Raw genomic sequence first — 14,619 nt, 5'->3', positions numbered from 1 at the left:
GGAATGGTCTGTGTTGTCGGGAGGATACGTGATCTGATCCTTCAACTCAGCAAAAGTTCGATTTATTCAACAAAGCCGAATGATATCTGTCGAACATTCTGGCGATATCATGTAGGGCATCAACTTGCTTATATCTGTCCCAAATAATCGTTTTCGTAATGCGCGTTTTTCGTTTCATGGCAACGTCCCCCTTGATTAAGGATAGCGTGCATCGACCCGTTAAACTCACAGCACTAAGCGGACATTTTGACTTTGCCCTGCCCCGGACATCTGAACTTAGCTTTGACATAGATTATGGTGGCTGAGTTGTAAGGCCTGCTCCTGGATAAGTGACACGTGGATTCACCATGGAGGGATTCTGATGACGGCTCATGCAGCGGACGTTTTCACTTTGGATGAAGTTAACCGACTCAAAATCATTCAGGACGTTGTCGACCGGAGTCTGACCACACTTGATGGCCACACAGCGCCTGAGTATATCTGATCGCCAGTACCGACGCCTTCTGTTGCACTGCCGTGAATCAGGCTCGCCAGATATCGCTAACCGCCGTTGTTGAAATCTCAGCAATAACCAGCTGCCAGATGACCTTGCACAGTACGCGCTCAATATTATCCGCGAGCGCTATACCGACTTTGGGTCTACGCTGGCGTGTGAGAAACTCGCAGAACTGCATGATGTTCATCTGTCCAAAGAGACTGTCCGTTCCCTCATGGTCAAAGCCGGTCTCTGGATCCCCCGCAAACAACGTGCGCTGAAAATTCAGCAGCCACGTTATCTTCGGGCCTGCTGCGGCGAACTGATCCAGATTAATGGTTGCGACCACCACTGGTTCGAGAACCGTGCACCCGCCTGTATCTCACTAGTCTATGTCGACGATGCGACGAGCCGCCTGATGCAGCTTCGTTTCGTTAAATCGGAATCGACCTTCACCTATTCATGCCACTTTAAAATGATGGCGTGGAGATCGCTCTGTGGTCCTTACGCCTGATGTCACCTTATATTGATTGAAGCGTCGCAAGCGCCGAAAGCAGGATACCGATAACGACCGGATAAAAAATGCAGGAAATCAGGAATTCAGCTACCTTATGACCTTCACTTTGTATATGAATAGTTCTTCCTATACTTATCAGAGAGGCAAAAAAACCGATCGTCGCCACAACGGCGATGAAAGTCAGAATGCAATACAGCGTTAACCCGCCAGCCTCTCTTTTCTCAAGGCAACCAAACATCGCCAGCGCCTGCAACAGGCTTAATGCGATCGCCCCGGAGCAGCTTTCACAAACCCTTCCATAGATACCAAACACTTCCCAGGCACGTTCGTTAATGCGCTTCACTCAGAATTCCTTCTATAAAATAAAAAAATAACAGGCGCTTAAGTTTTTACCTCTTCACTTTTGCAAATTTAAATAAAAAATCCATTTAAAAAATGGTGTCCTCTTTTTTCAGGTATTCATAAGGGTTCACCCTTCCCTGCCCCTTTAGCGTAAAAACATCGTTATTTTCCGGAGCAGGAACCATTCAGGATATTATCAACCATCGTCTGGCGCCATGCCTAAACCCCTTTGTAGTGCTCTTTACTCAGGCCATACTTCTTCATTCTGAGATAGAGTTTTTTACGCGGTATCAGCAGATACTCCGCCACCTCATTGATACGTCCCTGGTGGATATTCAGCGCTTCGGTGATGATCTGCCGCTCGACCTCCTCAACCCGCCGATCCAGCGGCGTCGGTTCGCCGACGAGCATCTGCGGATTCACCGTTTCCGCGAGCGGTAATACCCCCACCGCAAACAGCTCGGCGGCGTTCGCCAGTTCGCGAACGTTATTTGGCCACACCCGCCGCATCATCCCCTTCAACAGACCGGCATCCACCTCAGGGACGGGATGATTCAGCCGTTGACAGGTTTTTTGCAAATAGTGATGAAACAGCGGCTCGATATCATCAGGTCGCTTTGACAGAGGCTGGCAGCCAATTTGCGTCATCGCGAAGCAGTAATAGAGTTCCGCCACTATCTGGCTGCTGGCGGCCAGCGCCACCAGCGAAGCATTACCGATACCAATCAGGCGAAAAGGCCGTTTCTCATGACTCTGCAGCTGTACCAGATAATGCTGTTGCCCGTGAGACAGATGCTCCAGGTGGCTTAACACCAGCGTCCCGCCCTGGGCTTGCGCGATCAGTTCATTCAGCGTGTGGGCGTTAGCCGTGTTGAGTTCGCAGGAGATAAACGGACCTTCGGCGTGACGCCCTAACTGGTGCAGGTAACGCGCGCCGGTCATCCGGCCGGTTCCCGGCTCGCCGTAAAGCCATACCGCAATATCCGTCTCTGCCAGCTGCTGAAGGCGCTGGCGATACCGATCCGTCCATTGGCTGCGGCCAATAAGCTCAACCTGTAATTTTTGCTGACAATACTGGCGACGGGCGATCACCGATTGCCTCTGACGCAGTGCGGCATCCACCAGCGTGAGCAGCTTGCCTGGATCGATCGGCTTTTGCAGGAAATCCCAGGCCCCTTTTTTCACCGCCTCCACCGCCATCGGCACATCGCCGTGACCGGTGATAAGCAGAATCGGCAGCAGATCGTCATCCTGATGAAACAACGTCATTAAATCGATTCCGGAGCAGCCGGGCATGCAGACATCGCTTAAAACAATGCCGGGCCAGTCCTTCGGCACCTGCTCCCGCGCATCAAAAGGATTATTACAGGCACTGACCTGATACCCCGCTTGCTCAAGCAACTGCGTATAGGCATCCAGCACATCGGCATCATCATCAATCAGCAGAATCGAACAGTGATTACTCAACATCTTTTACATCCGTCAAATTGAATTCCAGCACCACGCAGGCACTGCGCGTAAACGTCGACGCCAGGCGCAACGCCCCTTCCATTTGCGTCATCAGCGAAACACTTATCGAAAGCCCTATTCCCAGCCCCACGGCTTTGCTGGTAGTGAACGGTTTTAACAGCGAAGGGAGTAAGGCCGCAGGCCAGCCGGGGCCGTTATCGGCAATCAACACGCACAGCCTTTCGCCCTGGATGTGCCAGCTCACGGTGATTTGCGCTGCGTGCGGGCAAGCATCAAGGGCATTTGACAGCACGTTCACCAGCACCTGATGAACACGCACTTCGTCTCCCAGGATCCAGACGGCGTCATCCGGTATCAGCAGCGTCCCCTGCTGAGGTTTATGCCGCATCGCCAGCAGTTCCCACGCCACGGTAAATGTCTGGCGCAAATCGACCGGGTGCAGCGGCGTTTCCAGTTCTGCGCGGCGGGTAAACTGGCGCAGGGAACGGATAATCGCGTCAATGCGGTTGATCAGCCCTTCCGCTTTGCTTAACGTCGTCCGCGCCTGCTCCGTCTGTCCCTGCTCGATTGCCCTTCCTGCGGTAAAAAGATACATCGACAGCGCATTCAACGGCTGATTGATCTCATGCGCCAGGGTGGTCATCGTCTGCCCCACCACCGCCAGTTTAGCAGTCTGGATCAGCTCGTCCTGAGTGGCACGCAGATCGGCCTCAATCGCTTTCCGCTCGCCTATCTCCTGTTCAAGCTGCTGTTTTTGCGCATTAAGCTGACCCAGGGTATGGCGAAGCAAACCGGCAATACGTCCCAGCTCGTCGCGCCCGTAAACCGGAATGGTCGCCTCGGTCTGGCCCAGACCAATCTGCACCACCGCCTGATTCAGCGCGGTAAAGCGTTTCACCAGCCGCGAGCGAATAAAATAATGGTTCAGCCCCCACGCCAGCAGCAGCGCCAGCAGCGTCGCCACCAGGATTAACCCACCGCTGACCCGGACAATCTGCCCCATACGTTGATTAAACATCTGCATCTGCTGGTGACTGCTGCCAAGCTGGGCTTCCAGCAGCGTTCTGAAGCGTCCCAGCGTCGCTTCTCTGGCCCGGCTGGCTTCCACGAGCGCTTTTTGCGCGGTAACGTAGTCGCGCATGGTGTCCGGCATCTTATTTTTCACCATGCCAATTTCCAGTAGCTCATCGATCGTTTGTCGCAGGGTAATGGTGCTCGGCCAGTCATCCAGCGCACGAATATTTTCATCCGACGTTTTCTTCAGGTTTTCCAGATAGCGGATATGCGTCTCCACCAGCATGCCGTCATCATTCCCGGATTTCAGTTCATTAAGCCTGTCGCGCAGGTCGTCAACGATCTGATTTTCAATACGCGCCAGCGTATAGACCTGCTGTTGTTCATTCTGCACTTCCCGGGAGCGTTTCAGGTACTGCGCCGCATCCCCCTGTCGGGCTTCAATCTGATCGAGCAGCGTTCCCTGTTGCCAGGTAAAATCCTGCACCAGTGAATTCAGCTCGGTGGTGAAATCATCGTGCAGCCAGTCGATCCGCGCCGAAAGCTCTCCCACCTTTTCGCGAACCAGAAACATGTTGTAGAGCACGCGATCCAGTTCCGCCAGCAGCGCGCGGCTGTCCTGCAAGATCACCGCCAGCTGCTGCCGTTCTGCCGGCGACAACCCCTGGCTCAGCCGCTCTATCTTATCCAGATGCTGGATAATCTGGTTGCGCAGCTGCAGGCGTACCGTGGTATTCGGCGCCAGCAGAAATTCATTGAGTTGATCGACCACCAGGTTGAGATTCCCTTCAATCAGAAAAGCCGAATGGATGCGCGGAAAATACTCATCCAGCGAATAGCGGATCTGCGAACTTTGCTCATGCCATGAATAGAGGCTGACGCTGCTGACAATCAGCGTCAGCAGCGCCCCCATCAGAAAAGCCCCGCGCAGGCTGCTACTGATACTGATTTGCCGCAGACGTTGCAGTATGGACCTGCCCATCATTTCAGTTCTTCCAGTTTATTAATCGCCTGCCGCTGATTGTTGAGAAACCAGAGCTGCCACTCCATCATCTGCTGTTCCGCGAAGCTCTTATTGTCGAACTGAGCCAGCCAGGCTTCATCCTCGCTGCTCGCCGGATCGACCGGCACACGGGTCAGCAACGCGCGAATCTCGGGCAGCGGACGCTTGAGACGGGCCTCCGCGCTATGCAGCGCTCGCCAGGCATCTTTTAGCTGAGCAAGACGAAAGCTGATCGCCGTATCGAACATCCGTTGCACCAGGCGCTGGCGTTTGAGGATCAGCCGATAGTTCAATGGCGGTTGATTCATCAGCACCGCCTGCTGCGCCGCCCGCGGATTGCCCGTCGCCAGGGGCGTTACAGGGTATTTCCCGGTATTGGCATCGGCGAGGATCGTCTGGCCCTCCGGGCTTAACAGATAGCGAATAAACCGCCGCGCCTCGCTGGCGTGCTGGCTGTTTTTAAGCACCGCGACATAGGTCGGCGAAACCGCCGACTGCGGGAAATAGGTAAAAGCCAGGTGCGGATCGTTCATCAGCAGATTGGCGTAGTTATCAATCACCGGACCGGCCACGCCCAGGCCGCTTTTAATCTTATCCGCCACCCCAAAACTGCGGGATGAGATGGTCACGAGATTTCCCGCACTCATCAACAGCGTTGCCCATCCCTTAATCCAGCCTTTTTGTTGCAGCAGCGACTCCACCATCAGATGGTTGGTATCCGAACGCGACGGACTGCTCATCAGCAGCGCCCCCTGATAGCGAGGATCGGTCAGATCATCCCAGTCCGCTGGCGCAGGCAGGTGCCGTGTCATCAGCGCCGGGCGATTAATCAGCAAACCGAACCCGGAAATCGCTACGGCCACGGAGGTGGAGCGAATGGATTCCGGCACCAGTTGTTGGCTGACTGCCGGCGCACCGCTGAACGGTGCCAGCTTTTTATGCTCCTGAAGATGCTGCAGCAGCATCGGCGACGAGGTCAGGATCAGATCGACATTTTCGGCATTTGCCGTGTCTAGCAGCTGTTCCAGCGAGGCGCTGGTGCGGTTGAGCGTCCTGATCGTCACTGACCCCGGCTCTTTCTGCCAGCGATCGATAATCCACACGGTGGCGCTGGGAGAAAATGTCGTCGCCATCACCAGCTCATTGCTTTGCGCCGCACAGGGTCTCAGCCAGGCGGTCAGCAGCAGCATCGCGAGCATTTTGCTCACTATCCCGCCCCGACGAAGAGACATGTTTGTGATCCCGTTCATAAATATTGAAATACCGAAAAAATTACGTTGAGACAAAACTTACCCGTTTATGACAGCTGGCGAATTAATCACCGCGAGCGGAAAAATAGCCAAACGGGCGCCCGGGAATATCGCTAAAGATTACCAGATAATGATTGGGTAATTTGTTAGAGTCCGCACAAGCCGGACATAAAATCAGCGCAACATTAATTCCGCAGGCTCTCGCTCATTCAATATGAGTCAAAATCAACCCATCAATTCATTAGTTTGAGTCAGTTTTGACTCATTTCGACGATTTGTATTTTACGGCCGCTTATTTCACCCTTCAGGCCGAATGCTCCTGATGTTCACATCAATATAAAATACAGGTGACGACATGTTATCATTATTAAAAAAAGGGCCGTCGGCGAATACAGTTCCTGCTGAGAAAATTCAGGCAAAGTATGGTCGATACCGTATGCAGGCGCTGCTAAGCGTATTTCTGGGATATCTGGCGTACTATATCGTGCGCAATAACTTCACCTTATCCACGCCCTATCTGAAAGAACAGTTAGATCTTAGCGCCACGCAGATCGGTTTGCTCAGCAGCTGTATGCTCATCGCGTACGGGATCAGTAAAGGCGTGATGAGCAGCCTCGCGGATAAAGCCAGCCCGAAAGTGTTTATGGCCTGCGGTCTCGTACTGTGCGCCATCGTCAACATCGGGTTAGGATTCAGCACCGCATTCTGGGTTTTTGCTGCGCTGGTTGTCCTGAACGGCCTGTTTCAGGGGATGGGGGTCGGCCCCTCTTTCATTACCATCGCGAACTGGTTTCCGCGCCGGGAGCGTGGCCGCGTAGGAGCTTTCTGGAATATTTCCCATAACGTCGGCGGCGGAATTGTCGCCCCGATCGTCGGCGCCGCGTTTGCGATTCTCGGTACCGAGCACTGGCAGAGCGCCAGCTACATTGTGCCGGCCTGCGTGGCGGTGGTATTCGCCATCAGCGTACTGGTGCTGGGTAAAGGTTCGCCGCGGGAGGAGGGCCTGCCTTCGCTGGAAGAGATGATGCCGGAAGAGAAAGTGGTGCTGAAGACCAAACACGCCCAGAAAGCGCCGGAGAACATGAGCGCATTCCAGATCTTCTGCACCTACGTCCTGCGTAACAAAAACGCCTGGTATGTCTCCCTTGTGGATGTGTTTGTCTATATGGTGCGTTTCGGCATGATCAGCTGGCTGCCAATCTACCTGCTGACGGTGAAACATTTTTCTAAAGAGCAGATGAGCGTCGCCTTCCTGTTTTTTGAATGGGCGGCGATTCCGTCAACCCTGCTGGCCGGCTGGCTTTCCGATAAGCTGTTCAAAGGCCGCCGGATGCCGTTAGCCATGATCTGCATGGCGCTGATTTTCATCTGTCTGATCGGCTACTGGAAAAGCGAATCACTGCTGATGGTCACGGTATTTGCGGCGATTGTGGGCTGCCTGATTTACGTCCCGCAGTTTCTGGCCTCGGTCCAGACCATGGAGATCGTCCCCAGCTTTGCCGTTGGCTCCGCCGTGGGCCTGCGCGGATTTATGAGCTATATCTTTGGCGCCTCGTTAGGCACCAGCCTGTTCGGCGTGATGGTCGATAAAATGGGCTGGCACGGCGGGTTCTATCTGCTGATGGGCGGGATCGTCTGCTGCATCCTGTTCTGCTATCTTTCTCATCGCGGCGCGCTGGAGCTTGAGCAACAGCGTAAAATTACCGAGCAGGAAGAGGCCCGGCTGGCGCTGGCTGACGCTGGCTGACGCACAGTAAGCACCTGAGCCCGGGGAAACAAGAGCCAGCTTGCTGGCTCTTTTGCCGTTGAGAGAGGAATTGATGTCCGCAGCTGCTCCCGACGACGGTATAAAGCAAGTACCCCTGCCATCACTGATGCTACTGCTGAGTGGAATGAACGGCCTACTTCGCCGGGATAATCAGCACTTGACCCGGATAGATTTTATCGGGATGCGTCAGCATCGGTTTATTGGCTTCAAAAATACGTTGATAATCATTGGCAGAGCCATACATCGCTTTGGAGATAGCGCTCAGGGTGTCACCGGATTTGACCGTGTAAAAACGACTTTCCGCCCCGCTTTGCGTCACCTTAACGCCGTCACTGACCTGACCTACGCCAGTGACATTCCCGACCGCTACCAGAATTTTTTCCTTATCCTCCTGCGAAGCAACATCGCCAGTGACCGTGGCGGTGCCATCGTCCGCAACATCAATATTGATCTTTTCGGCGCCAGGCAGATTAAGACCATCGATATGTTTTTTCAGTTTATCGGCCCGCTCTTCTTTACTGTCGCCGGAGACGGCGTCCCATATTTTCTCGCCCGCTTCTTTCACAAAACTTAATAATCCCATCTTTCCATACCTCCTCGACTGTTACATGATCACATCATCATCGGACCTGTTGACCCAATGTCAGGGGGCTGGTTTGCTACCCGCCCTCGCGTCAACTGCCTGAAGCAGCACAAGCCACCATCAAAGTATAATCAATAAGCGTCAAAGTGCAGGATATTTGCCCCACTACGGCAGGAAAGTCTGTATTCCGGCAAGGTGACACGAAATGGAAGCGGACATAGCCCCCCTGCCATGCAGAGAAATGATGGCCCCTCGTCGTACAATGGCTGGAGAGGCAATGCCCGGATAAGACGCGGACTACCTGAGCAAGATTTCAGGAGACGCCGCTTCCGGCGCCTCCTGTGAGTCACCTCGCGGCTATTCCTCGTATGCAGCGTGATGGAAATCAATTTCCCACTGCAGTACTTCACCGTAAAGCGCCGACAGCGCCTGCTTTTCCTTTTCACTCAGCGCCATGGCGCAACGGTCGAGTTCGTTCTTTAGCCAGAGCGCCTGCTGGTAGAATTCGTCCTCCGCGTGCATTTCCACCCAGCGTCGTATATCAGCATCGCTCTGTCGATGTTCGCTCGCCCGTCTGCACCAGCGATAGTACATCCATTCCGCACCGAACATCAGGGTCACGATCTGCTCATAGCTGCCCTCGCGGGCGGTCCGCAGCATACCGTCGCGAAAGCGCCGTACACCGGGCAAATCATCCGGGTACTCAGCGGGATCGATTTGTCGCGCTGACAACACCTGCTCAAACCACGCGATCTGCGTATCAACCAGGGCATTCAGCACGCCTATCAGCCAGCGCTGCTGATGAATACCCGGCGCTTTGCTGACTCCGAGGGCAACAATCGCGATGGCCGTCGCGACAAAGTTGCCCTCAAACACCAGATAGCGGTTGAAGACCGCTGTCGGCAGGCGATCCTGTTCAATATCAGTGACAAACGGGTGCTGCTGCATCGCCTGCCACGCCGGTTGATGTTCGCGCAGCAGGCGTTCGCTAAACGCTTCCATTAGGCTTCCTCCAGCGCGGCCTGAGCGACCGACATAAAATGCTTCACCCGGGCCAGCTCAACATCGTTCCACCAGACGCCATCGACCTTCATCGTACTGGCCACAATGACCCCCTGGGTCCGCCCGAGGATCTGCCTCACGTTAGCCGGCGTTACCCCGGAGCCCACCAGGAGCGGTAGCGCCGTCGCCGCGCGGATCTCGTCAATTTCCGCTATCGTGGCGCTATCGCCCGTGCGCTGGCCGGTGGCGATCACCGCGTCGGCCTCGAAGAAATCGACATCGCGCGTCAGCTCCTGTATCGAACGATCGGCGACGATGGCATGGCTACCGTGCTTGACATGGCTATCGGCAAAAACGCGAATATGCTCAGCGCGCAGCATACTGCGGTAGCGCAGCGCCTTTGCGGCCGCCCCTTCGATAAATCCTTCGTTGGCGATATAGGCGTTGGCCCACTGGTTGACGCGGACGAAATCGGCGCCGCCCGCCAGCGCGATGGCCATCGCCGGGATCGCCGCGTTAGCCAGGACGTTAATACCCAGCGGGACCGCAAACCGCTCACGAACTTTCTCGGTAATGACCGCCATCAGCGCGGAGGTTTCATGGCCGATGTCCTCAGGTTTGGAAAACGGAATATCGCCGTGGTTTTCAATAATCAGACCATGAACACCGCCTGAAATATAATTTTCAGCATCGCGAAGCGCACGCTCAACAATATCGGAGACTGATTTTCCTCGATATTTAGGCGCACCAGGAAAAGGATCGCAATGAATAACGCCAATAACGGCTTTGTTTCGTGAAAAAATAGCTTGTATTGCATTGGTTTTTTCTGCTGAGATAGCAACCATCTTATCCATCCTGTTAAGGGAACACTATGCGTGTTTACGTTACCGGTAATATTGCCGTCGATGAAACCTGGTCCATTCCGGATATACCGAAAAAAGGCACTTCCATTCACGGCGTTAAAGTTTCGCAGGATATCGGCGGTAAAGGCGCGAATCAGGCGATTATATTATCCCGCTGTGGAATAGAGACGCGTTTAATTGCCGCCACGGGAAATGACAGCAACGGCGCCTGGATCCGCCAGCAGATAAAAAATGAACCACTGACCTTACTTCCCGACGACCCTTTCAATCAACATAGCGACACCTCGATTATTTTAAATAGCGCTGATGGCGACAATGCCATCATTACCACGACGGCGGCTGCCGACGCCTTCAGCCTTGAGGATATTATTCCGCATATGGCGGATGCCGCCGCCGGCGATATTCTGCTACAGCAGGGCAATTTCTCCCTTGATAAAACGCGGGCGCTGTTCCGGTACGCCAAAACTCTCGGCATGACAACGGTGTTCAACCCCTCGCCCGTCAATCCTGACTTTTGCCATCTGTGGCCGCTCGTCGACATCGCGGTAGTCAATGAATCCGAGGCCGAGCTGCTTCAGCCCTATGGGGTGAAAACCTTAGTGATAACCCAGGGCGCCGCTGGCGCCTGGCTGGTTCAGGCGGGACAGCGCCAGTTTTGTCCCGCCGTGTCCGCCGAGGCAATTGATACGACCGGCGCAGGCGATACGTTCCTCGCCGTCATGCTGGCCTCCGCCCTGCTGCGCGGCGTCGCGCCCGATGACCTGGCGCTGGCGCACGCCAGCCGCGCTGCCGCCATAACCGTTAGCCGCCGGGGAACGCTCAGCGCGTTTCCCGGTAGCCATGAGCTCGCCGCCCTGTTAACCCAGGACGGCGCGCGTTGACCTACTTAAACAGCGGACGGTAAGCATCGACGTTCGCTTTGGTCACCACCGTCGCCGGAACCAGAATGGTTTTCGGCACGGTTTTTCCCGACGTGATGCTGTTCAGCGCATTCAGGGCCTCGGCGCCCATCTTTTCCGGATCCTGCTGCAGGACGGCGGTCACGTAGCCGCCGTCAATACCGGAAATCGCCTTCGCCGTCAGATCCCAGCCAAACACTTTAATATCCTTCTGCCGCCCCTGGTTTTCTACGGCGGCGATAGCGCCGAGCAGCGCGGGTTCGCCAGTGGCATAGATTGCTGTCAGATCCGGGTTGCCGGTGATCAGGTTTTCCGCCGCGGTCATCGCTTTATCCTGCACGTTCTGCCCGTCGACCACGTTAGCGATGGTAATGTTCGGATTGCTTTTCAGCGTCTCTTCGAACCCTTTCTGCCGCTGGTTCTGGATGGCCGAATTCAGCGCGCCGACAATCCCCACCCTCGCTTTGCCACCCATCTCTTTCTGCACGTAGTCCACGAAATATTTACCAATAATTCTGCCGCCTTCAATATTGTCCACGCCGACCTGGGCCGCCTGTGGTCCGGCCGGTAATACGGCATCAATCGCAATCACCGGAATGTTAGCGGCGGCGGCTTCTTTTACCGCTGGCATAATTCCGTTAACGTCGATAGCGGCGACCAGAATGCCTTTAACGCCTTGCTGAATATAGTTTTCTATCGCGTCGTTTTGCGCCACGGGATTATCGTTTGAGTTGAAAATAACTAAATCCTTGCCGCTGGCCTTAGCCGCATCCTGCGCGCCTTTATTCATCAAATTAAAGAACAGCGCCTGCTGATTGATTTGCACCAGCGCATAAGTCGGACCGGCAGCGCTGGCGGCAGAAATAAAACTCATCGATGCCAGCATGGTCGTGGCGACAGCAAGTAAACGCAGTTTTCCGGTGTGAAATAACATCATCAGTATCCTCGTCGGGAATAGTTGATAGCCAGCAGAGTTCCGCGCCGCATGCGAACGCAGAAGGATTGTTTTTTTGGCGGGCAAATATCGTCTATATGGCCAGAACAATCATCGATCGTTCGGCGGATACCTGCTTAATGTCATCCCGGCAACCGGTCCGTGTCGGTGCGCGACTGGAATGACTTAAACGGGTTTGGGAATGACTTCCCGGATGATGCGGTAAACTGTCTATACAATTCTCTGCTGATTAAAATTTGTCAAGCATTTATTTTCGGTTATTACGCACAGAGAAATTGCTGTATCCACCGCGCTTAACTATGTTACAGATAGCCGATTCTGGCAGAGATGGCGCAGGAAATGAGTATAAAACGCGTATTGTTATCTGATGTGGCAAAGCTGGCGGGACTGTCGAAAGCGACCCTGTCGCGCTATATGAACAACAGTATTGTGCTGCCGCAGGACACCATCGACCGTATCGAAACCGCCATTCGCGAACTGGACTATCGCGGCAATAGCCTGGCGCGCCGTCTGAGCAAAGGCGGCAGCGAGACGCTTGGCCTGGTGCTCCCCGACATTACCAACCCCTTCTTTGCCGAGCTGGCCGACGCTGCCGAAGAGGCCGCTTCTGCCAGCGGCTACAGCCTGGTGTTGTGTATCACCCGCAACAACCCGGAAAAAGAGTGCCAGTTCATCCGCTGGCTGGATACCTGCCAGGTAGACGGTCTGCTGTTCACCACCAACCGCCCCGATAACGGCCTGCTGCGCAAGGAGATCCAGCGTCACGAACGCATTGTCCTGCTGGATGAAGATATTCCCGGGAGTCAGGTTCCAAAAGTATTTGCCGATAACGTCCAGGGCGGGCGCATCGCCACCGAAAAACTGATCGCCGCCGGGCATCGTCATATCGCTTTCGTCGGCGGCCCGGACAAACTGATGAGCGTCCGTGAGCGCTATCAGGGTTTTTGCACCGCGATGGAGCAAGCCGGCCTGAGCTGGCCGCCCGAATGGGTGATGTACGGCGACTATCAGCGCGAGTTTGGCCAGCAGGCGCTGCGGCACCTCTTCAGCCAACCGGTTCGCCCTACCGCCGTCTTCGCGGCCAGCGACTATCTGGTGCTCGGTCTGCTTGACGGTCTACGCGCCAGCGGGCTCCAGGCGCCGGAGGCGCTTTCGCTAGTCGGCTTCGATGACGCCAATTATGCCGATTTTACCCAGCCGCGGATCTCCACTATCCGCCAGCCCGCCCGGGAACTGGGGCGCACCGCGGTGCACATCATGATGCGCCTGCTAAACGACGATCCGGGTATCCCTGCGGAAACCCGCCTGCCGGTTGAATGGATTGGTCGCGACTCGATCAAGATCTGTTAAGCATGTCCCATAATGACGCAAAAGCGCCCGTTTTTGGCGCAAAAAATGATCAATTAACAATTTATTCACTATAATCAGTAAACCGGTTTACCGGATTGTAATCAATAAAACCTATTGAATACATAAGGTTAAGTTACAGGGCTGCTGTGTTGTTCCTGCCCTGGCACGGATGCTGCAGTGTTCTTACTGGCGAACAAATATCTTACATAGCGTTTGTCCTGACTGTACTGGCGAGGGCTCTGTTCCGCAGGTAAACCGGTTTACTAGATTGTAAACCGTGTCGGATAGAGTCTCTCCCGCAGGATGGCGAACATTTTCCCGGCAATAGCGATGGGAGTTATCAGATGCAGCAGCCACAAAATACCCCGCCAAGGGTGGAGATGATCAATATCACCAAGACCTACGGGTCGATACGTTCATTGCGCGGCGTTAACCTCGAGTTGGCCCCGGGCGAAGTGCTGGGTTTAGTGGGCGATAACGGCGCGGGGAAATCCACCCTCACCAAAGTGCTCTCTGGCGCGGTGATCCCCTCCAGCGGCACGATTCGTATCGACGGTGAACAGCAGCAGTTTACCAATCCGGCCGATTCGCGCCGCTGCCATATCGAGATGGTCTATCAGGATCTGTCGCTCTGCGACACGGTCGACGTCGCGGGCAATCTGTTTATGGGCCGTGAGCCGATGAAATCGGTCCTCGGTATTCCCTTTCTCGACGAGGCCAAAATGCACGCCGATGCCAGAGAGATGCTTAAAGGGCTGGGGATCTCTATTCCGGATACCCGCCTGCTGGTGCGAAATCTCTCCGGCGGCCAGCGCCAGGCTATTGCCATCGCCCGCGCGGCGGCCTTTGACCCGAAAGTGCTGATTATGGATGAACCCACCGCCGCGCTGGCCGTCGCGGAGGTCGAAGCGGTGCTGGAACTCATTCGCCGCGTTTCCGCTCGCGGGGTGAGCGTGATTCTGATTACCCACCGCCTGCAGGACCTGTTCCTGGTGTGTGACCGGATCATGGTGATGTATGAAGGTACCAATGTCGCTGACAGACGGGTGTCCGACACCAGCCTGAACGATATCGTTAACCTGATTGTGGGCGAAAAATTCACCGCCCGCTCTGCGGCTGCACATTGAG

12 protein-coding genes and 1 pseudogene are annotated in these 14,619 nt (G+C 54.9%); 5 read left to right on the top strand and 8 right to left on the bottom strand.

Features of this window, described 5'->3' with window-relative positions:
* Positions 1 to 361: 361 nt before the first annotated feature.
* Positions 362 to 935: pseudogene (locus K5R89_RS27440) on the top strand (ISNCY family transposase); the annotation flags it as partial.
* A 61-nt stretch (positions 936 to 996) separates the two neighbouring features.
* On the opposite strand, the gene K5R89_RS13185 reads toward K5R89_RS27440, so the two are convergent.
* The 4 genes from K5R89_RS13185 to pgtC form a co-directional block, all read right to left on the bottom strand.
* A complete protein-coding gene (locus K5R89_RS13185) occupies positions 997 to 1,335 on the bottom strand; it encodes a hypothetical protein (RefSeq protein WP_085551864.1) in 339 nt (112 codons plus the stop codon).
* Between the two features lie 218 nt (positions 1,336 to 1,553).
* A complete protein-coding gene (locus K5R89_RS13180) occupies positions 1,554 to 2,804 on the bottom strand; it encodes a sigma-54 dependent transcriptional regulator (RefSeq protein WP_217259395.1) in 1,251 nt (416 codons plus the stop codon).
* Positions 2,794 to 4,803 (bottom strand): two-component system sensor histidine kinase PgtB, encoded by a 2,010-nt coding sequence (pgtB, locus tag K5R89_RS13175; protein ID WP_152843556.1) that lies wholly within the window; start codon positions 4,801 to 4,803, stop codon positions 2,794 to 2,796. The genes K5R89_RS13180 and pgtB overlap by 11 nt, the downstream gene beginning before the upstream one ends.
* Positions 4,800 to 6,020 (bottom strand): phosphoglycerate transport regulator PgtC, encoded by a 1,221-nt coding sequence (gene pgtC / locus K5R89_RS13170; protein WP_087824279.1) that lies wholly within the window; start codon positions 6,018 to 6,020, stop codon positions 4,800 to 4,802. Before pgtC ends, pgtB begins: the two co-directional genes overlap by 4 nt.
* Before the next feature lie 406 nt (positions 6,021 to 6,426).
* Here pgtC and pgtP point away from each other — a divergent pair, with 406 nt between their 5' ends.
* A complete protein-coding gene (pgtP, locus tag K5R89_RS13165; protein WP_130952636.1) occupies positions 6,427 to 7,818 on the top strand; it encodes a phosphoglycerate transporter PgtP in 1,392 nt (463 codons plus the stop codon).
* 154 nt (positions 7,819 to 7,972) lie between these two features.
* Here pgtP and lysM read toward each other — a convergent pair whose 3' ends face one another.
* From lysM to K5R89_RS13150, 3 genes are all read right to left on the bottom strand, one after another.
* The gene (lysM, locus tag K5R89_RS13160; protein WP_217259396.1) at positions 7,973 to 8,422 is read right to left on the bottom strand and encodes a peptidoglycan-binding protein LysM; all 450 of its coding nucleotides are present in this window, start codon (positions 8,420 to 8,422) and stop codon (positions 7,973 to 7,975) included.
* Between the two features lie 357 nt (positions 8,423 to 8,779).
* Positions 8,780 to 9,424: a TenA family protein gene (locus K5R89_RS13155; RefSeq protein ID WP_064157867.1), complete on the bottom strand. Its 645-nt coding sequence runs from the start codon at positions 9,422 to 9,424 to the stop codon at positions 8,780 to 8,782.
* Positions 9,424 to 10,269, bottom strand: coding sequence for a BtpA/SgcQ family protein (locus tag K5R89_RS13150; protein ID WP_064154603.1), 846 nt, complete (start codon positions 10,267 to 10,269; stop codon positions 9,424 to 9,426). Before K5R89_RS13150 ends, K5R89_RS13155 begins: the two co-directional genes overlap by 1 nt.
* Before the next feature lie 26 nt (positions 10,270 to 10,295).
* Between K5R89_RS13150 and K5R89_RS13145 the strand changes: the two genes are divergently transcribed.
* Entirely contained in the window at positions 10,296 to 11,168 is an 873-nt protein-coding gene (locus K5R89_RS13145) for a PfkB family carbohydrate kinase (protein ID WP_217259397.1), read from the top strand.
* A 1-nt stretch (position 11,169) separates the two neighbouring features.
* On the opposite strand, the gene K5R89_RS13140 is transcribed toward K5R89_RS13145, so the two are convergent.
* Positions 11,170 to 12,123 carry a substrate-binding domain-containing protein gene (locus K5R89_RS13140; protein WP_023289707.1) on the bottom strand — a complete coding sequence of 318 codons (954 nt, stop codon included), beginning with the start codon at positions 12,121 to 12,123 and terminating at the stop codon, positions 11,170 to 11,172.
* A gap of 345 nt (positions 12,124 to 12,468) precedes the next feature.
* Between K5R89_RS13140 and K5R89_RS13135 the strand changes: the two genes are divergently transcribed.
* Positions 12,469 to 13,491, top strand: a complete 1,023-nt coding sequence (locus K5R89_RS13135) for a LacI family DNA-binding transcriptional regulator (RefSeq protein WP_072413204.1) — start codon at positions 12,469 to 12,471, stop codon at positions 13,489 to 13,491.
* 380 nt (positions 13,492 to 13,871) lie between these two features.
* Positions 13,872 to 14,618: an ATP-binding cassette domain-containing protein gene (locus K5R89_RS13130; RefSeq protein WP_072199055.1), complete on the top strand. Its 747-nt coding sequence runs from the start codon at positions 13,872 to 13,874 to the stop codon at positions 14,616 to 14,618.
* Position 14,619 lies beyond the last annotated feature (1 nt).

Origin of the sequence: Klebsiella sp. TF21-TM, assembly GCF_019753495.1 — a bacterium.
Classification (GTDB): Bacteria; Pseudomonadota; Gammaproteobacteria; order Enterobacterales; family Enterobacteriaceae; genus Klebsiella; species Klebsiella quasipneumoniae.
The sequence above is the reverse complement of the archived record's forward strand: the minus strand, read 5'-3'. Positions and strand labels throughout refer to the sequence as shown.